General features: G+C 65.3%; 23 protein-coding genes and 2 tRNA genes. 17 read left to right on the forward strand and 8 right to left on the reverse strand.

The window, feature by feature from the left end:
• Positions 1 to 29 precede the first annotated feature (29 nt).
• Positions 30 to 467, forward strand: coding sequence for a YkgJ family cysteine cluster protein (locus tag ACYQ6T_RS08625; RefSeq protein ID WP_459830011.1), 438 nt, complete (start codon positions 30 to 32; stop codon positions 465 to 467).
• On the opposite strand, the gene ACYQ6T_RS08630 is transcribed toward ACYQ6T_RS08625, so the two are convergent.
• Positions 400 to 798, reverse strand: a complete 399-nt coding sequence (locus ACYQ6T_RS08630; protein ID WP_459830014.1) for a VanZ family protein — start codon at positions 796 to 798, stop codon at positions 400 to 402. The genes ACYQ6T_RS08625 and ACYQ6T_RS08630 overlap by 68 nt on opposite strands.
• A 12-nt stretch (positions 799 to 810) precedes the next feature.
• Entirely contained in the window at positions 811 to 3,573 is a 2,763-nt protein-coding gene (gene acnA, locus ACYQ6T_RS08635; RefSeq protein ID WP_459830016.1) for an aconitate hydratase AcnA, read from the reverse strand.
• 122 nt (positions 3,574 to 3,695) lie between these two features.
• On the opposite strand from acnA, the gene ACYQ6T_RS08640 reads away from it, so the two are divergent.
• The 14 genes from ACYQ6T_RS08640 to ACYQ6T_RS08705 all read left to right on the forward strand — a co-directional run bounded on the left by ACYQ6T_RS08640 (position 3,696) and on the right by ACYQ6T_RS08705 (position 16,616).
• Positions 3,696 to 3,772: transfer RNA gene (locus ACYQ6T_RS08640), tRNA-Val, on the forward strand.
• Positions 3,773 to 3,822: 50 nt separating this feature from the next.
• Positions 3,823 to 5,742 carry a threonine--tRNA ligase gene (gene thrS / locus ACYQ6T_RS08645; protein ID WP_459830019.1) on the forward strand — a complete coding sequence of 640 codons (1,920 nt, stop codon included), beginning with the start codon at positions 3,823 to 3,825 and terminating at the stop codon, positions 5,740 to 5,742.
• Between the two features lie 24 nt (positions 5,743 to 5,766).
• A complete protein-coding gene (infC, locus tag ACYQ6T_RS08650) occupies positions 5,767 to 6,294 on the forward strand; it encodes a translation initiation factor IF-3 (protein WP_459830058.1) in 528 nt (175 codons plus the stop codon).
• Between the two features lie 105 nt (positions 6,295 to 6,399).
• Entirely contained in the window at positions 6,400 to 6,597 is a 198-nt protein-coding gene (gene rpmI / locus ACYQ6T_RS08655; protein WP_459830020.1) for a 50S ribosomal protein L35, read from the forward strand.
• A gap of 12 nt (positions 6,598 to 6,609) precedes the next feature.
• On the forward strand, positions 6,610 to 6,969 hold the full coding sequence (gene rplT, locus ACYQ6T_RS08660; RefSeq protein WP_459830023.1) for a 50S ribosomal protein L20: 360 nt from the start codon (positions 6,610 to 6,612) through the stop codon (positions 6,967 to 6,969).
• Positions 6,970 to 7,068: 99 nt separating this feature from the next.
• On the forward strand, positions 7,069 to 8,085 hold the full coding sequence (locus ACYQ6T_RS08665; protein WP_459830026.1) for a phenylalanine--tRNA ligase subunit alpha: 1,017 nt from the start codon (positions 7,069 to 7,071) through the stop codon (positions 8,083 to 8,085).
• 10 nt (positions 8,086 to 8,095) lie between these two features.
• On the forward strand, positions 8,096 to 10,588 hold the full coding sequence (pheT, locus tag ACYQ6T_RS08670; protein WP_459830029.1) for a phenylalanine--tRNA ligase subunit beta: 2,493 nt from the start codon (positions 8,096 to 8,098) through the stop codon (positions 10,586 to 10,588).
• Between the two features lie 43 nt (positions 10,589 to 10,631).
• Positions 10,632 to 10,961, forward strand: a complete 330-nt coding sequence (locus tag ACYQ6T_RS08675; RefSeq protein ID WP_459830031.1) for an integration host factor subunit alpha — start codon at positions 10,632 to 10,634, stop codon at positions 10,959 to 10,961.
• A complete protein-coding gene (locus ACYQ6T_RS08680) occupies positions 10,918 to 11,331 on the forward strand; it encodes a MerR family transcriptional regulator (RefSeq protein ID WP_459830033.1) in 414 nt (137 codons plus the stop codon). Before ACYQ6T_RS08675 ends, ACYQ6T_RS08680 begins: the two co-directional genes overlap by 44 nt.
• A gap of 83 nt (positions 11,332 to 11,414) precedes the next feature.
• Positions 11,415 to 11,491, forward strand: a tRNA-Pro gene (locus tag ACYQ6T_RS08685).
• 77 nt (positions 11,492 to 11,568) lie between these two features.
• On the forward strand, positions 11,569 to 12,624 hold the full coding sequence (locus tag ACYQ6T_RS08690; protein WP_459830035.1) for an efflux RND transporter periplasmic adaptor subunit: 1,056 nt from the start codon (positions 11,569 to 11,571) through the stop codon (positions 12,622 to 12,624).
• 10 nt (positions 12,625 to 12,634) lie between these two features.
• On the forward strand, positions 12,635 to 15,928 hold the full coding sequence (locus ACYQ6T_RS08695; protein ID WP_459830038.1) for an efflux RND transporter permease subunit: 3,294 nt from the start codon (positions 12,635 to 12,637) through the stop codon (positions 15,926 to 15,928).
• 42 nt (positions 15,929 to 15,970) lie between these two features.
• Complete coding sequence (locus ACYQ6T_RS08700; protein ID WP_459830060.1) at positions 15,971 to 16,192, forward strand: YgaP family membrane protein; 222 nt, start codon at positions 15,971 to 15,973, stop codon at positions 16,190 to 16,192.
• Between the two features lie 94 nt (positions 16,193 to 16,286).
• Positions 16,287 to 16,616 (forward strand): PilZ domain-containing protein, encoded by a 330-nt coding sequence (locus tag ACYQ6T_RS08705; protein WP_459830041.1) that lies wholly within the window; start codon positions 16,287 to 16,289, stop codon positions 16,614 to 16,616.
• Here the strand turns inward: ACYQ6T_RS08705 and ACYQ6T_RS08710 are convergent.
• Both ACYQ6T_RS08710 and ACYQ6T_RS08715 read right to left on the reverse strand, forming a co-directional pair.
• Positions 16,577 to 17,290, reverse strand: coding sequence for a class II aldolase/adducin family protein (locus tag ACYQ6T_RS08710; protein WP_459830043.1), 714 nt, complete (start codon positions 17,288 to 17,290; stop codon positions 16,577 to 16,579). The genes ACYQ6T_RS08705 and ACYQ6T_RS08710 overlap by 40 nt on opposite strands.
• Positions 17,291 to 17,306: 16 nt before the next feature.
• Entirely contained in the window at positions 17,307 to 19,436 is a 2,130-nt protein-coding gene (locus ACYQ6T_RS08715) for a transglutaminase TgpA family protein (protein ID WP_459830045.1), read from the reverse strand.
• A gap of 257 nt (positions 19,437 to 19,693) precedes the next feature.
• On the opposite strand from ACYQ6T_RS08715, the gene ACYQ6T_RS08720 reads away from it, so the two are divergent.
• Complete coding sequence (locus tag ACYQ6T_RS08720) at positions 19,694 to 20,008, forward strand: YMGG-like glycine zipper-containing protein (protein WP_459830046.1); 315 nt, start codon at positions 19,694 to 19,696, stop codon at positions 20,006 to 20,008.
• Positions 20,009 to 20,099: 91 nt separating this feature from the next.
• Here the strand turns inward: ACYQ6T_RS08720 and ACYQ6T_RS08725 are convergent, their stop codons facing one another.
• The 4 genes from ACYQ6T_RS08725 to ACYQ6T_RS08740 are packed head-to-tail and all read right to left on the reverse strand — an operon-like array spanning position 20,100 to position 23,429.
• A complete protein-coding gene (locus ACYQ6T_RS08725; protein ID WP_459830048.1) occupies positions 20,100 to 21,104 on the reverse strand; it encodes a DUF58 domain-containing protein in 1,005 nt (334 codons plus the stop codon).
• A gap of 44 nt (positions 21,105 to 21,148) precedes the next feature.
• A complete protein-coding gene (locus ACYQ6T_RS08730; protein ID WP_459830050.1) occupies positions 21,149 to 22,105 on the reverse strand; it encodes an AAA family ATPase in 957 nt (318 codons plus the stop codon).
• On the reverse strand, positions 22,102 to 22,701 hold the full coding sequence (gene ruvC, locus ACYQ6T_RS08735; RefSeq protein ID WP_459830052.1) for a crossover junction endodeoxyribonuclease RuvC: 600 nt from the start codon (positions 22,699 to 22,701) through the stop codon (positions 22,102 to 22,104). Before ruvC ends, ACYQ6T_RS08730 begins: the two co-directional genes overlap by 4 nt.
• Complete coding sequence (locus ACYQ6T_RS08740) at positions 22,698 to 23,429, reverse strand: YebC/PmpR family DNA-binding transcriptional regulator (protein WP_459830054.1); 732 nt, start codon at positions 23,427 to 23,429, stop codon at positions 22,698 to 22,700. Before ACYQ6T_RS08740 ends, ruvC begins: the two co-directional genes overlap by 4 nt.
• Positions 23,430 to 23,509: 80 nt before the next feature.
• Between ACYQ6T_RS08740 and ACYQ6T_RS08745 the strand changes: the two genes are divergently transcribed.
• A complete protein-coding gene (locus tag ACYQ6T_RS08745) occupies positions 23,510 to 26,551 on the forward strand; it encodes a DEAD/DEAH box helicase (protein WP_459830056.1) in 3,042 nt (1,013 codons plus the stop codon).
• Positions 26,552 to 26,697 lie beyond the last annotated feature (146 nt).

Genomic DNA, 26,697 nt, shown 5'->3' on the forward strand with positions numbered 1-26,697 from the left:
TGACACAGTCAAATTAGGAGTCAGCTGAGATGAGTCATCCCATTGTCGAGTTTTCCTCCGAGAGCGACAACCCCTGCATCCGCTGCGGCGTCTGCTGCACCCACTTTCGGATCTCCTTCTACTGGGCAGAAGCCGACGATGCGCCCAACGGTTGGGTTCCCGCAGCGCTCACCGAGCCGCTCAATCCGTGGTTGCGCTGCATGAAGGGGTCAAACGGCAAGGTGCGGCGTTGTATTGCCCTCGAGGGAAAGGTCGGTGAAGCGGTGCGGTGTGCCATTTACCCGAACCGCCCCTCACCGTGCCGGGAGTTTCCCGTCTATCTCGAAGATGGAACCCCCAACACCAAATGCAACGAGCTGCGGGCGCAGGTGGGGTTGCCGCCGCTCCCGATTCGTCCCGTCAATTGCGCGAACGACCCCGCAGAGGGGCCGGGCGCACCCCCCAGCGTACCGCCCACTGCCGCCTGAGCTGGAAAAGGGTCGCGGCGAGGAGCCACGCTGCAGCGACCCCCACCGCGTCGGCAATCCAGTCGGCAAGCTCCATTTGTCGGGTTGGGGTAAACGCTTGGGCCACTTCGATCATCCCGCCGTAGAGAAAAAGCCCAAGCGAGAGCAGCACGCGCGTCGTGGGGTAGCTCCAATCCCCCAGGAGCCAGAGGAGGAGAAAGACGAGGGCGTGCTGCGCTTTGTCCGAGAGCGAAAAGGCCACTTCCGGCAACTCGGGAAGCGGCAGCAACGCCAGAACAAAGACGACCCCCACCGCCCCCCAGAAGAGGGCGCGACGCCAGAGAAGCAGCAAAGCATCACCTCCTTACACTTTCACGAGAATCTGCCGTAACACATAGGGAAGAATTCCGCCGTGGCGATAGTACTCCGCCTCGATCGCCGTGTCGATCCGTGACTGCACGGTGACCCGCTTGACCTCGCCGTTGGGGCGCTCGATCACCAGGGTGAGCTTCTGTTGCGGTGCGATCGCGTCGAGCCCTTCGAGGGAGAACCGCTCATTCCCGGTGATCCCGAGCTTTTCCCACGAATCGTCGCCGAGGAACTGCAGCGGCAACACCCCCATGCCGACGAGGTTCGCGCGGTGGATCCGTTCGAAGCTGCGCGCGACCACCGCCCGCACGCCAAGAAGCGCTGTCCCTTTTGCTGCCCAGTCGCGGGAGGAGCCGGTGCCGTACTCTTCGCCGGCAAAGACGAGCGTGGGGATCCCCTCCCGCTGGTAATGGGTGGCTGCATCATAGACCGGGACGATTTCGCCGTTGAGCAGGGTATATCCCCCTTCGATGCGGCTGCCGTCGGGGCGCGGGGGGAGCATCAAGTTCTTGAGACGGACGTTGGCGAAGGTGCCGCGGATCATCACCTCGTGGTGGCCACGACGGGCGCCATAGCTGTTGAACTCCGCCTTCGTCACCCCGTGACGGAGGAGCCACTGCCCCGCGGGTGACGACTCGGGGATCGACCCCGCCGGCGAGATGTGGTCGGTGGTCACCGAGTCGCCCAAGAGGAGGAGCGCACGGGCATTGGTGATCGGTGGGATCGGCTTCGGCGTGAGGGTGAAATCGGCAAAGAAGGGGGGCTCGGCGATGTAGGTCGAGGGGGGCCAATCGTAGAGGCTCCCTTGGGGTGCCGCGATCGCGTTCCACAGATCGAGGTGGGCGGTGAAGTCCTGATAGAGCCGAGCAAAGAGCTCCGGGTCGAGGGCGTAGGGGAGCGCCGCATGGATCTCGTCGCTCGTCGGCCAGAGGTCGCGCAGGAAGACGGGGTTGCCTGCGCGGTCGGTAGCGAGCGGCTCGGTGGTGAGGTCGATGTCGACCCGTCCGGCGAGCGCGAACGCGACGACAAGCGGCGGCGAGGCGAGGAAATTGGCGCGGATGTTCGGGTGGATGCGCGCTTCGAAGTTGCGGTTTCCCGAAAGGATCGCCGCGACCACCAGATTTTCTTGGCGGATCGCGTCGTTGAGTTCCGGCGCGAGATCCCCGGCGTTGCCGATGCACGTCGTGCAGCCGTAGCCGACGACGGCAAAGCCGAGCTGCTCGAGCGGCGCAAGGAGCCCCGTCCGCTCCAGATATTCGGTGACGACGCGCGACCCGGGGGCGAGCGACGTCTTCACCTTCGGCGACACGGTCAGACCCCGCGCAACCGCCTTCTTCGCCACCAGCCCCGCGGCGATCAGCAGTGCCGGGTTGCTGGTGTTGGTGCAGGAGGTGATCGCGGCAATGAGGAGGTCGCCGTGGCCGACGGTGGTGGTGACCGTCTCAGGGCTCAGCGCGTCGCCCTCGAGTCGGCCGGCGTGCGCGAGCGGAAGGGTGACTGGGACGCGCTTCCTGCGTTCGTCGGCCGTGAGACCGTACCCATTGCGCTCGGGCGGCGCAGTGAGCAGCGTCTCAAACTGCTGCTTCAGTGCGGCCAAGGGAATGCGATCCTGCGGCCGTTTCGGACCGGCGAGCGACGGTTCGACCGTGCCGAGGTCGAGCGCAAGCGTCCGGCTGTAGCGGATCGCCCCGCGTCGCGGCATCCCAAAGAGCCCCTGCGCCTGAAAGTAGGCGGCGAACGCTTCGACCTCGTCGCGGCTGCGGCCGGTTCGTTCCAGGTAGGCGACGGTCTGCTCGTCGACGGGGAAGTAGCCCATCGTCGCGCCATACTCCGGCGCCATGTTGGCGATCGTCGCGCGGTCGGGGACGGTCAAGGTCGCCGCCCCTTCGCCGAAAAATTCGACAAATTGGCCCACCACCTTTTCGCGGCGCAACATCTCAGTGAGCGTCAGCACCAGGTCGGTTGCAGTCACTCCTTCAGGGAGGCGCCCGGTGAGCTCGACCCCAACCACGTCGGGGGTCAGGAGATAGACCGGCTGACCGAGCATCGCCGCTTCGGCTTCGATCCCGCCCACTCCCCAGCCCACCACACCGACGCCGTTGATCATCGTCGTGTGGCTGTCGGTGCCCACCAGCGTATCGGGGAAAAGAGTCGCGCTGCCATCGGGTTCGGTGGCGACGCGCACCCCGCGAAAGAGGTGCTCGAGGTTGACCTGGTGGACGATCCCGACCCCCGGCGGGACGACGCCGAAAGTTTCAAACGCCTGCATCCCCCACTTGATGAACTGGTAGCGCTCGCGGTTGCGCTGGAACTCCAGCTCCATGTTTTTGCGCAGCGCCGCGGGGCTACCGAAGGTGTCGACCTGGACCGAATGGTCGACGACGAGGTTCACCGGGACGATCGGCTCAATCGCTTGCGGCGTTTTCCCGAGACGATGGGCGGTGCTCCGCATCGCGGCAAGGTCGCAGAGGAGCGGCACCCCGGTGAAGTCTTGCAGCACCACCCGGGCGACGACAAATGGGATTTCGCTGGTGCGCGCGCCGTTCGGCTGCCAGTTGGCAAGCTCCACCACCTGATCGGCGGTCACCCGTACGCCGTCGCAATGGCGAACGAGCGACTCGAGAATGATCCGGATCGATACCGGTAGCGTGCTGATCGCTCCAACGCCCGCTTGTTCGAGCGCGGGAAGGGAGTAGTAGCGGTAGGTTCGCCCCGAAGGGAGGGTGAGTTCCCTTCGGGCAATGGCGCTCGGCTCCATGGTGGGTTCTCCTTTTTTGTGTCGATGATATGACCACTATAGCGCATCACAGGGCAGATCGCGAGGGGTGCGGCGAGGGGTATTGCATCGCGCCCGAATTGTTCGTATAATTTCGCTTCCACAGGCGCGTAGCTCAGTTGGTTAGAGCACCACCTTGACATGGTGGGGGTCGTTGGTTCGAGTCCAATCGCGCCTACCAGGATTCGACAAAATGCGGCCCGTTGGCCGCATTTTTGTTTGGGGAGTATCATGGTTGCAATCACTCTGCCCGATGGTTCGGTCAAGCACTTTGACGGTGCGGTGACGCCCCTTGAGGTTGCCGAAGCGATCGGCCCGGGGCTTGCCAAAGCGGCGGTTGCGGCAAAAGTGGACGGCCGTCTCGTAGATCTCACTGCGCCGATTGACCACGACGCCACCGTTGCGATCATCACCGACCGCGACCCAGAAGGGCTTGAGGTGATTCGCCACTCGACTGCGCACCTCCTTGCGCACGCGGTCAAGTCGCTCTACCCCGAAGCGCAGGTGACGATTGGGCCGGTGATCGAAAACGGCTTCTACTACGATTTTGCCTTCCCTCGCCCCTTTACGCCCGAAGATCTCGAGAAAATCGAAACGAAGATGAAGGAGCTTGCCGCGGCGGCGATTCCGGTCGTGCGTGAGGAGTGGGATCGCGACGAAGCGGTCCGCTTCTTTCGCGATCAGGGTGAGTTCTATAAGGCCGAAATCATCGCGTCGATTCCCGAAGAGGAGACGATTTCGCTCTACCGTCAGGGCGACTTCGTCGACCTCTGCCGCGGCCCCCATGTGCCGAACACGGGGAAACTGAAGGCATTTAAACTCACCAAAGTGGCCGGGGCCTACTGGCGGGGGGATGCGCGCAACGAGCAGTTGCAGCGGATCTACGGGACCGCATGGGCTGACAAGAAGGCGCTCGACGCCTACCTCAAGCAGCTCGAGGAGGCAGAGAAACGCGACCACCGCCGCCTGGGGGTGCAGCTCGACCTCTTCCATTTCGAGGAGGTGGCGCCGGGTTCGGTCTTCTGGCACCCCAAAGGGTGGCGCGTCTTTCAAAAGCTCATCAGCTACATGCGCGAACGGCAAGCGGCCGCCGGTTACATCGAGATCAACACCCCTGACGTGATGGACCGCTCACTCTGGGAGCGCTCGGGCCACTGGCAGAACTACCACGACCACATGTTTGTCACCCAGACCGAGGATGAGCGGGTCTTCGCGTTGAAGCCGATGAACTGCCCTGGCGCGTGCACCTGGTACAAGCATGGACTCCACAGCTACCGCGATCTGCCGTTGCGGGTCGCTGAATTTGGCAAAGTGCACCGTTATGAACCCTCTGGGGCGCTTCATGGGCTGCTGCGGGTACGCCATTTCACGCAGGATGACGCCCACATCTTCTGCACCCCCGAGCAGATGACCGACGAGTGCGCCGAAGTGGTGCGGCTCATTCTCGACATCTACCGTGAGTTCGGCTTCGATCAGGTGCGGATTAAGCTCTCCACGCGGCCGGAGAATCGGATCGGTAGCGACGAGGTGTGGGACCGGCTCGAGGCGGCGCTCGCTGCGGCGGTGACGGGTCTGGGCCTCGAGTATGAGCTCTTCCCCGGCGAAGGGGCCTTTTACGGGCCGAAGCTCGAATTCGTTTTGCGCGATGCGATCGGGCGCGATTGGCAGTGCGGGACGCTCCAGGTCGATATGAACCTCCCCGAGCGGTTCGATATCCACTACGTTGCGGAAGACAACACGCGGCAGCGACCAGTGATGCTCCATCGTGCGCTCTTCGGCTCGCTCGAGCGGTTCCTCGGGATTCTCATCGAACATTACGCCGGTGCGTTGCCCCTGTGGCTTGCGCCCGTTCAGGCGGTGGTGTTGCCGATCAGCGAACGCCACGCCGACTACGCCACGCAGGTCAAGTGCCAACTGCAGGCAGAGGGGCTTGCGGTCGACGCCGATTTGCGCAATGAAAAAATTACCTATAAAATTCGCGAGCACAGTCTGCAGAAGGTGCCCTACCTCTTGGTGGTGGGGGATCAGGAAGCGGCAACTGGCCAGGTCTCGGTGCGCGCCAGAGGAGGAGTTGATCTCGGTGCGATGCCGCTTGCGGCGTTCCTTGCGCGCGCCAAAGAGCGGGTTGCAGCGAAAAGCGCCGAGTGTTGAATTTTTTGTTGGGAGAAGTGAGCCATCGCACAGGAAAAAGAGGTGCGCGTCAATGACGAGATCGACGCGCCACAAGTACGGTTGATCGGCCCAGACGGGCAGCAGATCGGGATTGTTTCGTTGCGGGAAGCCTTTGCCGCTGCCGACGAAGCGGGGTTGGATCTGGTGGAGATTGCGCCGACGGCGAACCCCCCGGTCTGCAGAATCATGGACTACGGCAAGTTCAAGTATCAGGAACAGAAGAAGGCGCAAGAGGCGCGGGCGAAACAGAAGCAGATCCAGGTCAAAGAGATCAAGATCCGCCCCGGCACCGACGAGAACGACTACCAGATCAAATTGCGCAATCTGCGCCGCTTTCTGATGGATGGCGATAAGGCCAAAGTGACGCTCCGCTTTCGCGGCCGTGAAATGGCGCACCAGGAGTTGGGTTTGCGCCAGCTCGAGCGGATTCAGCAAGATTTGGCCGATATCGGTGTGGTCGAGCAGATGCCCAAGCTCGAAGGGCGGCAGATGGTGATGGTGATCGCGCCGGCAAAAAAGAAGGTAAAATAACGTGTTCTACCCGGTTGCACGGGTAGAGGTGTGCAACAAGTGGTCGCGGGGCTCGCAAGCACCTGAGGGTGCGCCTTGCGCCATAAACTATAGGAGCTATCGGCAATGCCTAAGATGAAGACCAAAAAGGGTGCAGCGAAGCGCTTCAAAGTGCGCGGTAGCGGCAGCATCAAGCGCTCCCAAGCGTTCAAGCGCCACATTCTGACCAAGAAGAGCCCGGATCGTAAACGTCGTCTGCGTGGGATGGTCGAAGTCCATCCAAGCGACATGGTCCTGGTCAAACAGATGTTGCCGTACGCATAAGGGAGAAGCAAGATGCCTCGGGTTAAACGTGGGGTCACGGCGCGGGCGCGCCACAAAAAGGTTCTGAAGCTCGCGAAAGGCTATCGCGGCCGCCGGAAGAATGTCTACCGCGTAGCCAAAGAGGCGGTGATGAAGGCGTTGCAGTACGCCTATCGTGACCGCCGGCAGCGCAAACGGCAGTTCCGTGCGCTCTGGATCACCCGGATCAACGCCGCTGCGCGGGAGTATGGCTTGACCTACAGCGAATTCATCAACGGCCTCAAAAAGGCGCAGGTCGATGTTGACCGCAAGGTCCTGGCTGACCTCGCGGTCTTCGACAAGCCCGCCTTCGGGGCGTTGGTTGAAAAAGCGCGCGCTTGCCTGACAGCGTAAGGGGCTTCGTGCGCTGCCGCGTGGTGCCTTTGAGGCGCTTTTCAGGCAGCGCAAAAAAGAAAAGGGAGGCGCGCCTCCCTTTTTTTGTTGGAGAGGGTGATGACGAGCGATTGGGTGCGGGAGGCGGAATCGGCCTTTGCCGCGGCGAAAACGATGGCGGCGTTGGAAGACGCCAAAGCGCGTTTTCTCGGCAAAAACGGGGTGATTACCCAGGCGTTGAAGAGTTTGGCGCAATGTTCCCCTGAGGAGCGCAAACGCAAAGGGGCAGAGATCAATGCGGTGAAGAGCGAGATTGAGGCGCTGCTCACCGCGGCGCGGCAGCGCATCGAGGAGGAGGCGCTCGCGCGGGAACTCGCGGCACAGGCGATCGACGTAACCCTTCCGGGACGGCGGCGCACCGTCGGTGCACCGCACCCGGTTTGGCGTACCCTCGAGCGGGTGGAGGCGCTTTTTGCTTCGCTCGGGTTTGCGGTTGCTGACGGGCCCGAGATCGAAGACGACTGGCACAACTTCACCGCGCTCAACACCCCCGCTGACCACCCCGCCCGCTCGATGCACGATACCTTCTACCTGGAGGGTCGAAGCGACGTGGTGCTGCGCACCCATACGAGCCCCGTGCAGATCCGCGCGATGCGGGCGCATGTTGCGGCGCACGGCGCGGATGCGGAGCTGCGGATCATCGCGCCAGGGCGGGTCTATCGCGTCGACTCCGACGCCACCCATTCGCCGATGTTCCATCAGTTGGAGGGGCTCTGGGTCGGGAAGGGAATCGCATTTACCCACCTCAAGGGGGTGGTGCAGTCCTTCCTTCACGCCTTTTTCGAAACCGACGCGCTCACGGTGCGCTTTCGTCCCTCCTATTTTCCGTTTACCGAACCGTCGGCCGAAATCGACGTGCAGTTCAGGAGCGGGGCGCTTGCCGGCAAGTGGCTCGAGATCGCAGGGTGCGGCATGGTCCACCCGACCGTGCTCAGAAACGGCGGCTTTGACCCCGACGCGGTGCGCGGCTTTGCCTTTGGGTTCGGGCTCGACCGCCTGGCGATGCTGCGCTACGGCGTCAATGACCTCCGCCTCTTTTTCGAGAACGATGTGCGCTTCCTGGCGCAGTTTGCCTGAAGGGTGAGCGATGAAGATTCTCTTGAGTTGGCTCGAATCGTGGGTGGGTGACGCGGGGCCCTTGCAGCTCGATGCGCTCACCGAGCGGTTGACGATGGCGGGGCTTGAGGTCGAAGGGGTCACCCCGCTCGCTCCCCCTTTTCACAGCGTCGTCGTCGGTGGGATTCTTACCTGCGAACCCCATCCCAACGCCGATAAGCTGCGCGTCTGTACGGTTGATGTAGGGGAGGCGACGCTCACCATCGTCTGCGGCGCCCCGAACGCGCGCGCCGGCTTGAAAGCTCCCTGCGCCCTCGTCGGGGCCCAGTTGCCGGGCGGGGTCACCATTCGCCAGGCGAAACTGCGCGGGGTCGAGTCGTTCGGAATGCTCTGTTCGGCGCGGGAATTGGGGATCTCCGACGACCACGAAGGGCTGATGGAGTTGCCGAGCGACGCCCCGGTGGGGGAGGATCTCCGCCGCGCGTTGGGGTTGGACGACGCGGTGATCGAGCTCAAGATGACCCCGAACCGCGCCGACTGTTTGAGCGTGTTGGGGATCGCTCGCGAAGTGGCGGCGCTCACCGGTGCGGCGCTCACGCCGCCGTGGGAAGCCACGAGGGCACCGCAAGGGGAGGCGACTGGGCCGCGTGGGGTCTTCTCTTCGCTTTCGCCTGACGGTCCGACGGTCCCCTCTGCCGGTTTTGCTGCGGGGCGGGCCGTGCGCCTTTTGGCTTCTGAGGCGTGCCCCCGCTATCTCGGCCGGCTGATTCGCGGCATCGACCCGACCACACCCACCCCCGAATGGATGAAACGGCGGCTCGTCGCTGCGGGTCAGCGGCCGATCCGTTTTCTGGTGGATGTCACCAACTACGTGATGCTCGAACTCGGGCAGCCGCTCCATGCCTTCGACGCGACGAAGCTCGTCGGTGACATCTCTGTCCGTTGGGCGTCCGCAGGGGAGCAATTGACGGTGCTTTCCGGTGAGACGGTGGCGCTCGATCACGACTGCCTCGTGATCGCCGACGAGACGGGGCCGGTGGCCCTTGCCGGGGTGATGGGCGGTTTGGCCTCGGGGGTTGGCGAGGAGACGAGTGCCATTTTCCTCGAGAGTGCCCATTTTGCCCCGCAAGCGGTCGCGGGGCGCGCTCGGCGCCTCGCGCTGACGTCGGAAGCCGCTCACCGCTTTGAGCGCGGCGTCGACCCTGAAGGGTGTCGGCGGGCGATTGAGCGCGCAACCCAGCTCATTCTCGAAATTGCCGGGGGCGAAGCGAGCGACGTGGTGGTCGCCGAATCTCCCGCGCATCTCCCGCAGCGCCAACCGATCACCGTTGCGGCGTCGCGTCTCGCCGCCCACCTCGGCATTCCCGTTCGCGCCCAAGAGGTGGCGGGGTGGCTCAACCGAGAGGGGGTGGCGACCGTGGTGGCCGGAGAGACGGTTACCGCCGTCCCCCCCAGTTGGCGTTTCGACCTAACGATTCCTGAGGATCTCGCTGAGGAGGTGGCGCGCCTCATCGGCTACGACCGGATCCCCGCCGCGCTTCCTGAAATTCCCGCAGCGGTCGCGCCAATCCCCGAAGGGCAGCGCAGCCGCCACATCGTGCGGCGCTTCCTGTGCGAACGCGGCTACAGTGAAGCGATCACCTACGCCTTCGTCGAAGCGTGGTGGGAGGAGAAGCTTCTGGCGAATCCCCAGCCGATTCGTCTCGCCAATCCGATCGCTGCGCCCCTTGCGGTGATGCGCTCCTCTCTCATTCCGGGGCTCGTCGATGCGGTTGCCGCGAACCGCAAGCGACAAGCCGAAAGCGTTCGCCTCTTTGAGATCGGCCGCTGTTTCCGGTCGGCCGAGCCGATTACCGCAGTGACCAAGGAGGCTTTGGCCGCGGCACTCGACGCGCAGCAACCGCTCAAGCTTGCTGCGGTTGCCTGGGGGACGAGTGATGCGGGGTGGAGCGCGGAGGGGCACCGCACCGTCGACTTCTTCGACGTCAAAGGGGACCTCGAAGCGCTCTTTGCCCCCGAGTCGCTCACCTTTCTCCCCACCGATCACCCGGCGCTCCATCCCGGGCGCGCGGCTGCAGTTTGGCACGAGGCGGGGGGCGCGCGCAGGCAGATCGGGGTGATTGGCGAACTCCATCCCCAGTGGGCGCGGGCGTGGGAGTTGAAGCCCGCACCCGTCCTCTTCGAGATCGACCTCAACGCGGCGCTCGCGCGTCCCCAACCCCACTATCGCCCCCTTTCGCGCCAGCCTGCGGTGACGCGCGACCTTGCGTTCCTCGTCCCGGCCGAACTCCCCGTGGCCGATCTCATCGCTGCGGTGAAGGCGAAAGCGCCGGCGTGGCTGCAAGAGGTGTGGGTCTTCGACGTCTATCAAGGGAAGGGGCTCCCCGAGGGGACGAAGAGCGTCGCGCTGCGGCTTCGCTGGCAACACGAGGAGCGCACCCTCACCGATGAGGAGATCAACCAGGCGCTTGCGCTCATCGTGGAGCGCGTTGGTGCGCAATGCGGGGCGACATTGCGTCAGTAAGCAGGTCAGGGTAAAACCTGCACTCCAGAGATTCGAGGATCCTATGGCAGCTGAAGTGACCAAGGCGGAACTGACTGAGACGCTGATTACCGAGGTGGGTCTCCCCCGGGTAGAGGCGCGGCAGTTGGTCGACCGCTTTTTTGAGACGATCGCAGAGCGGTTGGTCGCCGGTGAGGCGGTGAAACTCTCGGGATTTGGGGTGTTTACCTTGCGCGACAAACCGCAGCGCCCCGGGCGCAACCCCCGTACCGGCGAGGTGGTACCGATTGCCCCGCGGCGTGTGGTAACCTTTCACGCCAGCCACAAACTGAAAGAGGCGGTAGCCCATCATGATGCCGAACGAAACCGTGAAGCGGAGTGCGCCACCCTCTGACCTTCCCCCCTTGCCAGCGAAAACTTTTTTCACCGTCGCGGAGGTGCTCACGCTCCTCGATGTGCCGGAGCACTTGCTGCGCCAATGGGAGCGGGAATTTGCCGTCGGCAACCGCCGGGGCCGCCCCCGCCGCACCTACCGCCGCGAGGAGCTGCTCCTTTTGCGCCGCATCCGCCGGCTGATTCTCGACGAGGGGCGCCCCTTTGCCGAAGTGCGGGCCGAGCTGCTCCTCACAGTAACCCTTGAGGAGGCGTTCGAGGAGCGACTGCGGACTTTTCTGACCGAACTCGCTACCGTTGAAGCGGAGCTCGCCGCGTTGCGTGAGCGCATCGGCAAGGTGGTTGGGGAGACGCCGGCGCCGTTGGCCTGATATCGCTGCGCGTGGCCACGTGGCGTTGTCTCCAGCTTTGAGTGTTGAGTCTTGCGCGCTTCTTTGTTATAATCTCACTCAGTCGGGGCGTAGCGCAGCCTGGTAGCGCACCTGCATGGGGTGCAGGGGGTCGCGAGTTCAAATCCCGCCGCCCCGACCATCTTTTCGCAAAATCAAAACCCACCGGGTGGGCTTTTTTTGGCGTTGGAGTATTAGAAAATGATAATACTCAGAAGAGTGGCCAGTCTCAGTTGGGCGCTTCTCGTTGCGGCGCTACCAGCGATGCCGTTGCAGGCCGCTGACGAAAAAGTGGATGACGTTCCCGTTGGGGTTGTCGAGCGTCAGGCGGTGCGGGAGCGGGTGGCTGCCGAGGGGGTGATCGAAGCGGTGATGCAGGCGCGCGTCGCTCCCGAGGTGGCCGGACGCGTCGTCGAAGTGCGCGTTGACGCCGGGTCAAAGGTCAAAGCGGGCGAAATTCTCTTTGTCCTCGACGACAGCGCCGTCCGCCAGGAGGTCGCCGCCGCGCGGGCGCGCCTGGCGCAGGCTGAAGCGAACCTCACGCAGGCACGCGCCGAATGGGAGCGGACGAAGAATCTCTTTGAGCAGAAGTTCATCAGCGAATCGCGGCTCGATTCGGCGCGCACGGCGTTGAATGCCGCACAGGCGGAGCGTAACGCCGCCCAGGCGCAGCTCGCCCGGGCCGAGGCGGGGCTGGCCTACACCCAGGTGAAGGCACCTTTCGACGGGGTGGTCGCGGAGCGCTACGCCAATAAAGGGGATATGGCCCAGCCGGGGCAGCCGCTGCTGCTCCTCTACCAGCCGGGGGCGTTGCGGGCGGTGGCGCAGGTGCCGCAAGAGCGCATTCGGTCGCTCGGCCAGCCGCTTGCGGCAGAGATCGAAGTGCCAGGGCAGCAGCACCGTTGGAACGCGACCGCGGTGACCGTGCTCCCTGCAGTCGACCCGAAGACGCAGACACAGACGGTGCGCGCCGATCTCCCCAAGGGGGCAGGGGATGCGCTCGTGCCGGGGACCTTCGCGCGGATCGAGATTTCAGCCGCAGGGGCGGAGCGGTTGGTGGTCCCCGAAAGAGCGATTCTGCGGCGTGGTGAGCTCACCGCAGTCTATCTTCAGACCGATGGCGGTTGGCGGTTGCGCCAGGTCCGTTTGGGCGACCGGGTCGATGAGCACCATCTCCAGGTGTTGGCAGGACTTGCGGCGGGTGACCGCGTCGCGCTCGACCCGGTGAAGGCGGGGCTCATCGCTGCGCGCGAGCAGCGCGCGGGTCAGCCGTAAGGAGCGGGCGATGGCACACGCTACCCTTCCCGGCGAAACCACCGGCCGGGCGCTTGGCCTCTCCGGCTGGACCGCCGCGACCTTTCAGCGGAACGCGATCACTCCTCTTTTGGCGCTCGTCCTCTTTTTGGTCGGCCTCTTCGCGATTATCGTGACGCCGAAAGAGGAGGAGCCGCAGATCGACGTGACGATGGCCAACGTCCTCGTCCCGTGGCCGGGGGCGTCGGCAAAGGATGTCGAGGCGATCATCGCCAAACCGGCTGAGCTGGTCCTGTCGCGGATCGCTGGCGTCGACCACGTCTACAGCGTCTCGCGCCCCGGGATGGCGGTGATCACGGTCCAGTTCAAGGTGGGGGTGAAGAACGAGACGGCGCTGGTGCGCCTTTACGACACGGTGATCTCGAACCGCGACTGGCTCAGCCCCAACCTCGGCGTCGGTGAGCCGATCGTCAAACCGAAAGGGATCGACGATGTGCCGATCGCGGCGTTCACCCTTTATACCGCCGATCCAGATCGCGCCGGTTACGACCTCGAGCGGGTGGCGCACGCCCTCGAGTTGGAGTTGAAGCGCGTTCCCGGGACGCGCGACGTGCGCACGATTGGCGGCCCGGGGCAGGTGGTGCGGGTGATCTTCGACCCGGTGCGGTTGAACGCCTACAATCTTACGGTGAGCGAATTGAAGCAGGCGCTCGCGCTCACCAACGTCTCGCTCCCTGCGGGGATGCTCACGCAGGACAACCGCGAGGTGCTGGTCCGCACTGGGCTCTATTTCGACTCGGCCGAGGATGTCGCCAACATTGTCGTCGGGGTGGTGGAAGGACGACCGGTCTATCTGCGCGACGTCGCCGACGTCATGCTCGGGCCCAACGAACCGCGCAGCTACGTCTGGTTCGGTGGCGGCGAGGCGGGGAAGGATTCGGGCCTTGCCCCTGGAGCGTCGCAACCGGCGGTGACGATCTGGGTGTCGAAAAAACCGGGAGCGAACGCGGCAACCGTCGTCGACGCGCTTCTCGAGCGGATGCGGTCGCTCGAGAATCAGCTCATCCCGGAGGGGGTCGCGTGGCAGGTGACGCGCGACTACGGCGCGACCGCGACCGACAAAGCCAATACCCTGATCGGTAAGCTCATCTTTGCCACCGGCGCGGTGGTTGCCCTGGTGCTCTTCACCCTCGGGTGGCGCGAAGCGGTGATCGTCGGGGTCGCGGTGACGCTCACGCTGATGGCGACCCTCTTTGCCTCCTGGGCGTGGGGCTTTACCCTCAACCGCGTCTCGCTCTTCGCGTTGATCTTCTCGATCGGGATTCTGGTCGACGACGCAATCGTCGTCGTCGAGAACATCCACCGCTGGCACCACATGAAGCCGCTCGAGCCGCTGTGGCGGGTGATTCCGCACGCTGTCGACGAGGTCGGGGGGCCGACGATTCTCGCCACCTTCACCGTGATCGCGGCGCTCCTGCCGATGGCCTTTGTCACCGGCTTGATGGGGCCCTACATGAGCCCGATCCCGATCAACGCGTCGATGGGGATGTTCTTGTCGCTGCTCGTTGCCTTCATCGTGACGCCGTGGCTTGCGGGGAAACTCCTCCCGGCCCACGCCGCCCACGGCAACGCACTTGATGCGCGCGACGACCGGATCACCGCGGCGCTCGACCGCCTCTTTCGCCGCATCTTCAACCCGATCATGCATCCGCGTTACGGGGCGTGGGTCCGTTTTGCCTGGGGGGTGGCGGTGATGGCACTCATTGCGGTGGCGGTTGCGCTCCCTGTCGTTCAGGCGGTGATCCTCAAGATGCTCCCCTTCGACAACAAGAGCGAGTTCCAGGTGGTGGTCGACATGCCGCTCGGGACTGCGCCGGAGGTGACGAGCCGCGCGCTTCAGGAGATGGGCGAAGCGTTGGCGAGAAGCATCCACGAGATTCGCGACTGGCAAGCCTACGCAGGGACTGCGAGTCCGATCAACTTCAATGGACTGGTCCGCCAGTACTACCTGCGCCAGATGCCGGAGATGGGGGATCTGCAGGTCAATCTCGTCGATCGGCGCCATCGCCAACGCAAGAGCCACGAGATTGCGATGGCGGCGCGGCCGATCGTCCAGGAGATCGCGGCAAAATATGGCGCGACCGCCAAGGTGGTCGAGGTGCCGCCCGGGCCACCGGTCCTTTCGCCGATCGTCGCGGAGGTCTATGGGCCGAGCTACTCCGGCCAGATCGAGGTTGCGCGGCAGGTGCGGCGGGTGCTGGAGGCGACGCCCGACGTTGTCGACGTCGACGACACGATCGAAGAGGTGGCGCCCGAGCTCGTGCTTGTCGTGAACCAGGCGAAAGCGGCGCAGCACGGGGTGGCGCAGGCGCAGATCGTCGAGACGATCCGGGTCGCGCTCTCGGGTGATTCGGCCACTTCGCTCTACGGCGGCAACAACCAGTACGAAGTGCCGGTGCGGCTGATGATGGATCCGGCGCAGAAGGACCGAATCGAGCGTGTGTTGGCGCTCAAGGTCCGGTCGCGCGAGGGGCAGCTCGTGCCGATTGGCGAGCTCGTCGATCTCGTCGAGCGGCCGCGCGAGCAGGTGATCTACCGCAAAGACCTGTTGCCGGTGGTCTATGTTACCGCCGACGTCGCGGGGCGAACCGATTCGCCGCTCTACGGGATGTTCGCCGCGCGCGCGCAGCTCGCGGGTAGCCCGCTCGCGGGTTCGGAGCGGTTTGGGAGCCTCGCCGAATGGTTCATCCAGCCGCCGAAGAACCCCTTTGCCGAGTACGCGGTCAAATGGGATGGCGAGTGGCAGGTGACCTACGAGACCTTCCGCGATATGGGGGCGGCCTACGCGGTGGGGTTGGTGCTGATCTACCTCCTCGTTGTCGCCCACTTCAAGAGCTACGGCACCCCGCTCATCATCATGGCGCCGATCCCCCTCACGATCATCGGGGTGATGCCAGGGCATGCCCTCTTGGGGGCGCAATTCACCGCCACCTCGATGATCGGGATGATCGCACTCGCGGGGATCATCGTGCGCAACTCGATTCTGCTTGTCGACTTCGTGATCCAGCAGGTGCGCGAAGGGATGGCGTTTGAAGAGGCGATCATCCGCTCGGCCGCGGTGCGGGCGAAACCGATCGCGCTCACCGCGCTCGCGGCGATGATCGGGGCCTTCTTCATCCTCGACGACCCGATCTTCCAGGGGCTTGCGATCAGCCTCATCTTCGGGGTCTTCGTCTCGACGGTGCTGACGCTAGTGGTGATCCCAATGCTCTTCTATGCCGCAAAGCGCAAGCGGGTCGCCGAGTTGGTGGGGGGGAGTGAGTAACCGTTTTGTGTTGATCGTAGAGAGGAGCTTGCGATGAAGAAGATGACTGTCAATCAGTGGGTCCGCGCCTTTGCGGGGTTTTTTGTGCTGCTGTCGCTCGCGTTGGGGGTGGAAGGGTCGCCCCTCTTTGTGAGCAAAAACTTCCTGTGGTTCACCGCGTTTGTCGGTGCGAACCTCTTCCAAAGCGCCTTTACTGGGCTCTGCCCGCTGGAGAATATTCTCCGCAAACTCGGTGTGTCGGAGGGCGGGGGGTGTTGCTCCTGATCCCTGAGGGGGTATCACGGGACAACCCGCGACTTCAGGCGCGCCGCTCTTTTCCGTATAATGGTTTGCACCCGAAGCGGAAAGGAGAGATGCGATGCCCCAGCAACATCCCGAACGCCGTCGCGATCGACGGATCCCGGTGCCCGGTGGCGGGCTCAAAGCGCACTTGATTACCGCGCATGGCGACCGCTTTGAGGGGACCTGCACTCAGCTCTCCGTCGGGGGATTGACGCTGCGGAGCAACTATGTGCCGGCGCTCCACGAGGTGGTGGCGGTGCAGGTCGATCAACCCCCGGCGCTTCCGGGGGGTGCGGTGCGGCCGCTCCGGGTGCGGCTCGAGGTCCGCCGCTGTGAGGCGATCGACGATGGGGCAGGGGAGTTTCGTTACGAACTGGGGGGCAGGATCGTCGAAGTCCTTTCGTGATTTGCCTCTTCGCGCACCGTTTGCTGGCCGTAGGTGCGAAACGCCGCGATCACTTCGGCCATCTCGCTCTCGGTGAGCCAGACCGGTTCGCCGATCATGCGGGCGTAGAGGTACTGCTGACAGAGGGTCTCGAGCGCTTCAGCGCGGTGAAGCGCCTGCGCGAGATTCTCCCCTGTGGCCACCAGCCCGTGGTTCGCTAAAAGGCAGCTGTTGCGCTCCGCCAACGCCTCAAGAATTCCTTCCGCTAGCGCCTCAGTGCCGAAGCGGGCGTAACGGGCGCACCGCACCGTGGTGCCGCCAAATTCGGCGATCATGTAGTGAAACGGGGGGATCTCCAAGCGGTGGCACGCGAGCGCCGTCGCTGCCGGGGCGTGGCAGTGAACAATCGCGGTAATGTCACTCCGGTGGTGGTAGAGCGCGAGGTGAAAGTGCCATTCGCTCGACGGGCGCCACGGGCCCGTTGCGCGCCCGTCGTCGTTGACCCAGACGATCTGGTGCGGTTCGAGTTGATCGGCGGGAATCCCGGTCGGGGTAATCCACATACCGCCCGCGGGGTGGCGGACACTGGCGTTGCCGGCGGCGCCGACGTTGAGGCGCTTCGCGCTCATCGCGCGCATCGTCGCCACAAGCTGTGCGGGAAGGTCGGTGGTGGGCGGGGGTGAGGCAGAGGTCATCGAAAAGCTCCTCGGGTCAAGAAGTAGAAACGTGCGCATTGTTCATTTTCGTGCGCGGGGTGGCGTGCCGGCTGCTTCTCAGTGCGCGGCGCACCGCGCGCAGCTCCTGCACGATCTTTTGCGCAGGCCACTCCGTGTGGCCAAAGCGGTAGCGGTGGTAGGCCGTTGCGGCAACGGTCAAGCGGGTCGCAACCGGTTCGGGGAGTTGCGCGGTGACGCGTGCGACAAACGCATTCGGCGCTTCTCCCGGTTTGCGGGCAAGGCCACGGGAGGCGAGGCTTCTCTCCAACGCAAGCCAGGCGCGGCGCACCGGATCGCGCTCCTGCTCAGGGAGGCGCACCACCAGCGGCACCGCCAACGCGACGACGATGAGGAGGGTGAGCAGAGCGGTTGGCCACCCGATCTGATCGAAACGCCACCCCAGCCGCTCCCAGAGGCTCCGCTGCCGGTCGGCGTCAAACCCGACCACCCAGAGGTCCCAACGGCGCTGCCACGCCCAGAGTTGGTAGCGGAGCGCCTTGAGCCAAGGCTGTTCCAGCCACGCGGCGCGCAGCGGCGCCATCTCCCCTCGTAATGCGCTGGTGCTCCCCTGCAACACTCGGTCGGGGGCGACCCAGCGGGTGGGATCGACCCGCCGCCACGCGCCGTCAAGCCACACCTCGGCCCACGCGTGGGCGTCGGCGTGGCGCACGACCCAGCTCTGGTCAACGGGGTTGAGGGTCGCCCCCTGGTAACCGAGGACGACGCGCGTCGGCAGCCCCGCACTGCGCGCGACGACTGTAAAGGCGTGGGCGAAGTGTTCGCAAAAGCCAGCGCGGGCGTCAAAAAGAGTGGTATCGGCAGCGTCTTTCGCCATGAGGGGTGGGGTCAAGGTGTAGCGCAGCTCCGCCGCGCGGAATGCCGCTTCGATTGCCGCGAGCCGCTCTGCGGCGGTCGCGTGTTGGGCGGCGATCGTGCGCCCGAGCGCCTGCGCGCGCGGGTCGCTTCCTTGCGGCAGTAGCGTGAGTGCCCGAAATTGGGCGGCCGACAAGGGCGCAGGGGCGCGGTCGCTCACCTGCGTGCTGCCGCGCCACAAAGTGCGGTCGACGAGGGGAAGGTGACTCACCCAGAGGCCGTCGGCGGTGGAGGTCGCGCTTTTCGCCCCGTCGAGTGCCACGGTGTGCTCCGGCATCGGCAGCCAGCGCGTCGGTTGCGGCGCAAGGAGCAGGGTGAAGCGGCGCGTCTCAACATCCGGCAGCGGGGTGGGGCGAACCACCCACAACGGAGCGGCGGGGAGCGGCGCGCGGTTCGCGAGCGCCTCGGTCACCGGGCTATTCGGGTCGGGGCGCCACTCGCTGCCGTCAAAGTGGGTCAGGGTGAGCGCGCGAAAGTAGAGGTCGGCTGGCAGAGGGGCATCGCCCTCCCACGTCAGGGTCAAGGCGATCCCGTCGGAGAGGGCGAGAGCGCTCAAAGCGCCCGGACGCATCGTCTCTGAGAGGCCGCTTTTCCCTTTCGCGGCGTCCTGAGGGATCCCCCAGAGCGGCCGCTCGAGTCGCGGGACCACCAGAAAGAGGAGAATCACGAGGGGGGTCACCGCGGCAAAGAGAACGAGGGTGCGGCGTGCAAGAGGCGCAAGATCCTGCCCTTGCGGGATGAGCCCCCATTCAGCGCGGGTGGTTTGCCCCCACCCGATCAACACCATGAGAAATCCCGCCAAGACCGCCCCGGCGTAGAGCGGCGACTGGCTGCGGACAAAGGCGGTGGCGAGGAGCAGTATCGCTGTGAGTCCCCAGGCGCGCAGGTCGCGCGGCGTCGCGCTCTCCCACCCTTTGAGCCAGAAGGTGGCGGCAAGGAGCGCAAAAGCGCTCTCCTGACCCAAAGTCGTGCCAAAGATTGGCACGATCGCTAAGAAGGCACCGAGCGCGGCAACGGCGGCAACAAAACGGGAAAAGCGGACTACGCCGGTGAGCTGGAGGATCGCCCCCACCGCAAACGCGGCGACAACGGCGTTCCACGCAAGCGGCATCGCCGGCGCGTGGAGAAGCGCCGCGACGACTCCCGCAATGAGTGTCGGCAGCCACGCTGCCCACGGGAGCGGCCGCAGCGCACCTCTGCTGAAATTCGTATTTGCCAGAATGTTGATCAGCAACCATGCAGGACACGCCATGGAAAAGGATACCTGGCAGCAATCGGTTGGTCAATCTGTACGCCGCTCGGCGAAGATGTTGGCAGCGCTACTCTGGCCAGGCCGAGTATAGAGCTGCACCCTATTCTCGCCCAACATACCCCCATCGCTCTTGATAAACGGGAGGTGTCCAGACAGCGCGCCATGGCCGAGGTGGGGCGCGCGTTACCGAAATTTCATTTGCTTACGGCACGCAGGGTGATATACTGACTACTGTATTTTTGCGGGAAGGATCGGCCATGAAACGGACTGTGTTGACAGCTGTGTTCTTTTCCACGGTTGGGCTGACCCAGGCCTTTGCGTTGGATACCGATGCGGTCGTTGGTGGTGCGCTCGGGGGTGCCGCCGGGGCGGTGGTGGGTTCCGCCTTGGGGGGGCGTGAAGGAGCGGTGATCGGTGCAGGCCTGGGTGGTGCTACGGGTGCCGCCATTGCCACCAAGGACCAGCCCAGGCGGGTCAGGAGGGAGGTGATCTACGTGGAACCGCACGACCGCGGACTGCACCTCGGCCATCGCAAGCACAGGCACAAGCATCACCATCACTGGGACGACTGATCGCATCCCGTGAGGGAAAGCTCGACTTGATCCTCCGGGTCTTGTGACATCAAAAGCTCCTCAGTGCCGCCCAGCATCCTAGGAGGGGCAATCAGCGGACGAACCCGAATTGGGCGAGGCGAAGGAGCGCGGCGGTGCGGTGCGCTTCACCGAGGCCTGTAGGCAGCACGCTGTCGGGCAGCTCCAGGCCGTAAGAGAGTCCCGCCGCATCAGCCGCAAACACCCACGCCGCAAGACACGCGAGGCGCTCCTCGACCGTCTCGCCCACCGCGTCATCATAGCGCAGCACCACCGTCTCGGTAACGGGAGCGCCGTCGGCGACCGTCTCGGCAAGCCACACGTCGCCGCGCCGCGCAAGTTGGCGCATATGGACGCGCCGAAGCCTCTCACCTGGATGCGCCGTACGCCAGTCACCCCAGTCCACTCCGTCCCTGGACGTCTCCTCCCCTGAAGCGGCGTCGCAGCGTTCGGGTGCGCGAGGAAACGGTGGCGCGGTGACGAGGGGCTTCGGTGCGACCCACGCGGTGACGGGAGGCTGCCACACCGCCCACGCGCGGACGAGCCCCCACGGAAGCGTCGTCGACACGGCGAAACAGGGGGCGGGGTAGGCGCCGCGCTGCGTCGTCGGTAGCGGCAGCGTCGCCTCGCCGGTTGCTGCGGAGAAAGAGAGCACCGTTGCAATGACTTGGCCCTCATCAGCGACCGCGCTCACCGTCACTGCGCTGCCCTCTGCCCCTTCCGGCGCATGAAAGGCGATCGGCCAGCGGAGCGGCTCCCCCGCGACGACCAGTTCGGGGGCACGTGCGGTGAGCTGGAGCCCCTGCAGGTGGCGCACTGTCTCGACCGCTCCTGCAAGCCCAGTAGCCAACGCGAGGAAGAGGAGCGCGTAGGCGAGCGACAGCTGGTAGTTTGCGGCAAAGAGAAAGAGGGCGACGAGCATACCGCCATACGCCCACCCAAATGGCGTCGGGACGAGAAAGACGCGCCAGCTGTTCCACGTCCAGGTCTGCCCGCGATGGTCACGCCGCAGCCACCGCCGCCAGTGGAGCCACCGGGCGGGGCGGGGAAGGAAGTCTTGCGGGCGTGTGACGGCCATCTGCTTTTCGACTTCACGGAAGGCGGGCTGAAATTGCTTCCCCATCACCGCGGAACAGGGGTTTCGGCGAGGAGCTGCGCCGCGACGTGCTCGGCTGCAACCCCCGCCTGCGCTTTGACCCAAAGGCGGTGCGCGGTCGCTGCAGGGAAGATCGCCTGAAGGTCGTCGGGGAGGACATAGTCTCGCCCGTTGAGAAAGGCCCACGCGCGGGAGAGTTCCACGAGCTGGATCACCGCACGCGGGCTCAACCCCAGCCGAAGCAGCGGGTGGCGGCGCGACGCTGTGGCGAGCTCGAGTGCGTAGTCGATCAGCGGCTCGCGCACCGTCACCTCGCCCACCGCGCGCCGCCACGCGAAGAAGGTCTCGCGCGTCGCAAGGGGAGGATGGGGAGGGGACGCATCGGTGCCAGTCGCTTTCCTGCGCGCGCTATTCTCCCGACCAGCAAGCGCTGCGGCGATGAGCGCCTGTTCCGCCTCCCGCGGCGGGTAACCGAGGGAGAGGCGGACAGCGAACCGGTCGAGCTGCCCTTCAGGAAGAGGATTTGCGCCGATCTGGGAGAGGGGATTTTGCGTTGCGATGAGGAGAAAGGGGTCGGGGAGCGGGTGGCTCTCTCCTTCGATCGTCACCTGGCGCTCCTCCATCGCCTCCAAGAGCGCGCTCTGGCTCTTGGGGTTCGCGCGGTTGAGCTCATCGCAGAGGAGTACTTCGGTGAAGATCGGTCCCGGAACGAAGCGCAGTTGCCCCTGCACCGCGTCCCAGACAAGGCCGCCGGTGATGTCGGCCGGGAGCAGGTCGGGCGTCCCCTGCAGCCGCCGCCACGAAAAGCCAAACGCCGCGGCGAGCGTCTTCGCGAGCGTCGTCTTGCCAACACCAGGAAGATCTTCGATCAGAACGTGGCCGTCGGCAAGCCACGCGGCGAGCGCTACGCGGAGCGCGAACTCTTTGCCAAAGAGTTCCCGCTCAAGGTGCGCGCAGAGCGTTTCGGGGGTGGTCACTGTCACCTGCTTTCTCCCCGTTGGGCAGCAAGCGCTGCGACGGCCTCTGCGCTCCACCCCCGTAGCCGCCCGCTCTTACGCGAAACACCCCCGCCGTGCGCAAGCAGTGCGGCGGCCAACGGGTGGCGGCTCTGGTGGGCGTGGCAGATCGCGCAAGCCAAAGCGTCCGCCGCATCGGGTGGCGGCGGCTCGGTGAGCGAAAGCAGCCGCCGCACCATCTCCTGGACCTGCTCTTTATGGGCTTTCCCGTAGCCGACGACTGCCTGTTTCACCTGGAGCGCGGTATATTCCGCGACGGGGGCACCGCTTCGCACCGCTGCGGCAAGGAGCGCCCCGCGCGCTTGACCGAGGAGCAGCGTCGCCTGCGCGTTGCTGTTGACGAAAACCTGTTCGACGGCGATCGCCTGCGGCGCGTACCGGGCGATCACCGCAGTGAGCGCGTCAAAAAGCGCCGCAAGACGCAACGGCAAGGGGGCATCCAGCGGCGCGGTAAGCATCCCGTGGGCAATATGGCGAAGCTGGCCCCCGTCCGCGACGATTACCCCGTAACCGGTGCGGCGTAGCCCCGGGTCGACCCCGAGTACGGTCGCCGCCGCGGTCATTCGCTCTCGTCAAAGACCGCCGAGGTGTAGACCGCCTGAACGTCGTCGAGGCTTTCAAGGGCGTCGAGAAGTTTGCGCATCTTCACCGCCTCCTCGCCGGTGAGCTCGAGCTCGTTCTGCGCCTTCCACACCACCTCGGCGGCAGCGGGGGTGATGCCGGCGGCCACCAGCGCCCCTTTCACCCGGTCGAGCTCATAGGGGGGCGTGATCACTTCCATCGAGCCGTCGTCGTGGGTAATCACGTCGTCGGCGCCCGCCTCGAGCGCCACTTCGAGCACCTTCTCGTCAGAAGTGCCGGGTGGGAGAATGATCTGGCCGCAGTGGGTGAACTGGAACGCCACGCACCCCTCGGTCCCGAGGTTGCCGCCATGTTTGGCAAAAGCATGGCGCACCTCGGCAACCGTCCGGGTGCGGTTGTCGGTGACGCAGTCGACGATCACTGCCGCGCCACCGGGTCCGTACCCTTCGTAGCGCACCTCTTCGTACTGCACCCCCTCGAGTTCCCCCGTCCCGCGCTTGATCGCCCGTTCGATGTTGTCGGCGGGCATGTTGTGCTCTTTCGCCTTTTCGATTGCGGCCCTGAGGCGCGGGTTGAATTCCGGGTCGCCGCCGCCGTTGCGGGCGGCGACGGTGATCTCGCGGATCAGGCGGGTGAAGATCTGCCCCCGTTTGGCGTCTTGGCGCTCTTTGCGAAAGCGAATGTTGGCCCACTTCGAATGTCCAGCCATGGGTATGCTCCGTACCGTTTCGTTGCCATTGCGATAGTGGCCGATTATACTTGCTCTTTTTCGACCACCGCGAAGAGACGATGGCAGCGGACCACGAATCACAGGGCAACGGAGGCGAGAGGGCGCCCGACTGGGGGGAACTCGGCCAGCTCCTCGACCTCTTCCTTCGGGGACTCCCTGCCGCCGCCAGTCGAACCACGGAGAAGAAAGCCGCCCCGCCGCGCCCGTCGCGCCTGTCGCTCGCGATCGAACACCTCACGCGAATCACCGGTGGCTCGCGCGACGAGCAGTCGCCCGAACAACAAGAGCGGCTCGTCTTCGACGTCGAGGTGGTGCAACACGCGGTGCGGTGGCGCGCGTGGCTCACCCGCCCCTACAAGCGTGACCCTCGACGGCTCATCCAGGGGACCGCGGTGAGCTGGGATTCGCGCTATCCCCTTGCCGGTTTGGAAGAGCGATTGACCCTAGCTGATCTCTACGGGCTCCTCTTTGCGGGCGACGCCTACGCTGGCGCCCACTATCGGATCTCGCCGTTGTGGCTGGGGACGGCCTTCGCAGCCATTGTCCAGAGCGGGCGCGCCTTTTGGGGGGACCACACCTTTGGGGTACCGCTCACCTGGTCCCCCGAGACGCCGGTGCTGGGCTGGCAGTGGCGGGAAGATGCCCGCGGCCGGTTTGTCGGCGTCTACCGGGTGCCTGAGGAGATCGCTTCCGCCCACCTCATCACCAACACCTGGCCATGGCACTACCTGTTGCCGCGCGAAAGGCGCGTCGGAGCCTGTGCTTTGCCGGAAGGGGTCACCTGGGCGCAATTTGCTGCGCTCCAGAATCTCCCGCCGATTGCCCCCGACGAGGTCGAGCGCTTTGCCCGTCTCTGGAGCGAACGGCTGCCGTCGGCGTTGCCGCCGCCAACGGTGGTGGCGCGCCACGAGGTCACCGATTCCCCGCGGTTTATTCTCCGCCTCGTTCGCCTTCCCTCCGGGGAGCGGCAGATCGAACCGCAGGTGCGCTACGGGCCAGTGACGGTCTATGCTGACCATACCCTCAGCCACTCCTTTGGTGAGGCGGTGGTCACGGTACGGGAGCGGCAACGTCCCCGCGAGCAGAACTGGTTTGAGCGCGTTGCCCTCTGGGCCGACGCGAAAATGGCCGGCGAACCCTATCGAGCGCTCCAACCGAAGTGGAGCGCGGCGCGGTGGCTCGAGGAGCGGGAGCGGCTCGCCGCCACTTTCGCCGAATTTGCCCCGGAGATCGAGGTCGCGCCAGACTTCTGGCCCGAAGTCACCGAAGCGTCGTTCGGCGAGCTCACCCTGCAGCCGATTGCCGACGACCCCGACTGGTTCGAGTGGCAGGGGAATATCCGGCTGGACGACGACGTCGCGGTGCCGGTCGAGGAGATCGCCGCCGAGGTCTTTGCCCGCTACGGCGCGGAAGGGTGGCCCGAGGAGATCGTCGTCGACCTCCCCGGCCAACGCGACCGCTGCGCCTGCGTGCCGTTGAAGCCCATTGAGCCGGTGCTGCGCGTCGCGTTGGAGCTCCTCAACCGCGAACCGAACCGCAAAGGGCGGGCGCGGGTGTCGCGCTACGATCTCACGCTGCTCCAGGCGCTCCCCGAAGCGCTCTGGCCGGAGCGCCCGCCGGCCTTTGCCGCGATGATCGACGAATTGCGCGCCCACAACGGTCCCCTTCCGGTCACTGTCCCGGAGAGTCTCACCGCGGCGCTGCGCCCCTACCAGGAGGTGGGGGTCGCGTGGCTGCAGTTTTGGCGTCGCCACCGCCTCCACGGGCTCCTTGCCGACGACATGGGGCTCGGGAAGACGCTCCAAGCGCTCGCCCACCTCGAGATCGACCGCGTCGCCGGACGGCTCGACGCCCCGGCTCTCGTCGTCGCCCCAACGAGCCTCATCGGCAACTGGCTGCGCGAAGCGGCGCGCTTTGCCCCGCAACTGCGGGTTGTTGCGTGGCACGGGAACGACCGCGCCGCGCTCGCCGACGCGCTCCCTTCCCACCACCTCGTCATCACCTCCTACGCGCTCTTGTGGCGCGACATCGACCGGCTGAAAACGCAGCGCTGGTCGGTGGTGATTCTCGATGAAGCGCAGGCGATCAAAAACCCCCGTGCCCGCGTCGCGCAGAGCGTGCGGCAACTGCACGCTGCGCAGCGGTTGTGCCTCACCGGCACCCCGATGGAGAACCACCTCGGCGAACTCTGGGCCCTTTTCGACTTCCTGATGCCGGGGTTTCTCGGGCGGTGGGAGGTCTTCCAGCGGCTCTACCGCACGCCGATCGAAAAGCACGGCGACTGGGCGCGACTCGACTACCTCCGCCACCGCATCCGGCCGTTCCTTCTCCGCCGCACCAAAGCGGAGGTGGCCGAGGAGCTCCCGCCGAAGAGCGAAATCGTCGAGACGCTCACCTTGGGCGAGCGGCAGGCGAAGGTCTACGAGGCGATCCGGGTGGCGATGGAGGCGCGGGTGCGGCAGGCGCTCGCGCAGAAGGGGCTCGCGAAGAGCCAGATCACGGTGCTCGACGCGCTCCTCAAACTCCGTCAGACCTGCTGCGATCCGTCGCTCTTGGACACCCCGCAGGCGCGGCGCGTCCAGGAGTCGGCGAAACTCGACTGGCTGCGTGAGACGCTCCCCGAGCTCGTCGAAGAGGGGCGCAAGGTGCTGATCTTCTCCCAGTTCGTCAAGCTCCTTGAGCGGGTCGAGACGCTCCTCAAAGAGCTGGCGATCCCCTACGCGATGCTCACCGGCCAGACGCGGCAGCGCGACGAAGTGGTCGCCCGCTTTCAGCGCGGAGAGATGCCCGTTTTTCTCATCAGCCTCAAAGCGGGCGGGACAGGGCTCAACCTCACCGAGGCCGATACCGTGATCCTGCTCGACCCGTGGTGGAATCCGGCGGTTGAAGAGCAGGCGATCGACCGCGCCCATCGCATCGGCCAGGAGAAGCCGGTCTTCATCTACAAACTGATCTGCGCGAATACCGTCGAGGAGCAGATCTTGAAGCTGCAGGCACAGAAGCGGGCGCTCGCCACCGCCACCTACGAAGGGGAGGGGGCAGCGGGGTTCTCCCTCACCGAAGCCGAAATCGCCGCGCTTTTTGCGGTGTCGCCGGTGTAAGTTGCAGGAGGCTATCGATGACCCGAGAGAAGAAGTTCAACACCGCTGGCCCGTCGATTCCCGAAGACCACTACATGATCGATCCGCTCACCCGGATCGACCTCGCGGAGCTCCTCGAACTGATCGACGACAAGCGCTACTTCATT

The organism is Hydrogenophilus islandicus, from assembly GCF_054657095.1.

Excerpts from the sequence above, each read along its gene's own strand:
- ACYQ6T_RS08625 (WP_459830011.1), top strand. The coding sequence starts at position 30 with ATGAGTCATCCCATTGTCGAGTTTTCCTCCGAGAGCGACAACCCCTGC.
- acnA (WP_459830016.1), bottom strand. The coding sequence starts at position 3,573 with ATGGAGCCGAGCGCCATTGCCCGAAGGGAACTCACCCTCCCTTCGGGG.
- thrS (WP_459830019.1), top strand. The coding sequence starts at position 3,823 with ATGGTTGCAATCACTCTGCCCGATGGTTCGGTCAAGCACTTTGACGGT.
- rpmI (WP_459830020.1), top strand. The coding sequence starts at position 6,400 with ATGCCTAAGATGAAGACCAAAAAGGGTGCAGCGAAGCGCTTCAAAGTG.
- rplT (WP_459830023.1), top strand. The coding sequence starts at position 6,610 with ATGCCTCGGGTTAAACGTGGGGTCACGGCGCGGGCGCGCCACAAAAAG.
- ACYQ6T_RS08665 (WP_459830026.1), top strand. The coding sequence starts at position 7,069 with ATGACGAGCGATTGGGTGCGGGAGGCGGAATCGGCCTTTGCCGCGGCG.
- pheT (WP_459830029.1), top strand. The coding sequence starts at position 8,096 with ATGAAGATTCTCTTGAGTTGGCTCGAATCGTGGGTGGGTGACGCGGGG.
- ACYQ6T_RS08675 (WP_459830031.1), top strand. The coding sequence starts at position 10,632 with ATGGCAGCTGAAGTGACCAAGGCGGAACTGACTGAGACGCTGATTACC.
- ACYQ6T_RS08680 (WP_459830033.1), top strand. The coding sequence starts at position 10,918 with ATGATGCCGAACGAAACCGTGAAGCGGAGTGCGCCACCCTCTGACCTT.
- ACYQ6T_RS08695 (WP_459830038.1), top strand. The coding sequence starts at position 12,635 with ATGGCACACGCTACCCTTCCCGGCGAAACCACCGGCCGGGCGCTTGGC.
- ACYQ6T_RS08700 (WP_459830060.1), top strand. The coding sequence starts at position 15,971 with ATGACTGTCAATCAGTGGGTCCGCGCCTTTGCGGGGTTTTTTGTGCTG.
- ACYQ6T_RS08705 (WP_459830041.1), top strand. The coding sequence starts at position 16,287 with ATGCCCCAGCAACATCCCGAACGCCGTCGCGATCGACGGATCCCGGTG.
- ACYQ6T_RS08710 (WP_459830043.1), bottom strand. The coding sequence starts at position 17,290 with ATGACCTCTGCCTCACCCCCGCCCACCACCGACCTTCCCGCACAGCTT.
- ACYQ6T_RS08715 (WP_459830045.1), bottom strand. The coding sequence starts at position 19,436 with ATGGCGTGTCCTGCATGGTTGCTGATCAACATTCTGGCAAATACGAAT.
- ACYQ6T_RS08720 (WP_459830046.1), top strand. The coding sequence starts at position 19,694 with ATGAAACGGACTGTGTTGACAGCTGTGTTCTTTTCCACGGTTGGGCTG.
- ACYQ6T_RS08725 (WP_459830048.1), bottom strand. The coding sequence starts at position 21,104 with ATGGCCGTCACACGCCCGCAAGACTTCCTTCCCCGCCCCGCCCGGTGG.
- ruvC (WP_459830052.1), bottom strand. The coding sequence starts at position 22,701 with ATGACCGCGGCGGCGACCGTACTCGGGGTCGACCCGGGGCTACGCCGC.
- ACYQ6T_RS08740 (WP_459830054.1), bottom strand. The coding sequence starts at position 23,429 with ATGGCTGGACATTCGAAGTGGGCCAACATTCGCTTTCGCAAAGAGCGC.
- ACYQ6T_RS08745 (WP_459830056.1), top strand. The coding sequence starts at position 23,510 with ATGGCAGCGGACCACGAATCACAGGGCAACGGAGGCGAGAGGGCGCCC.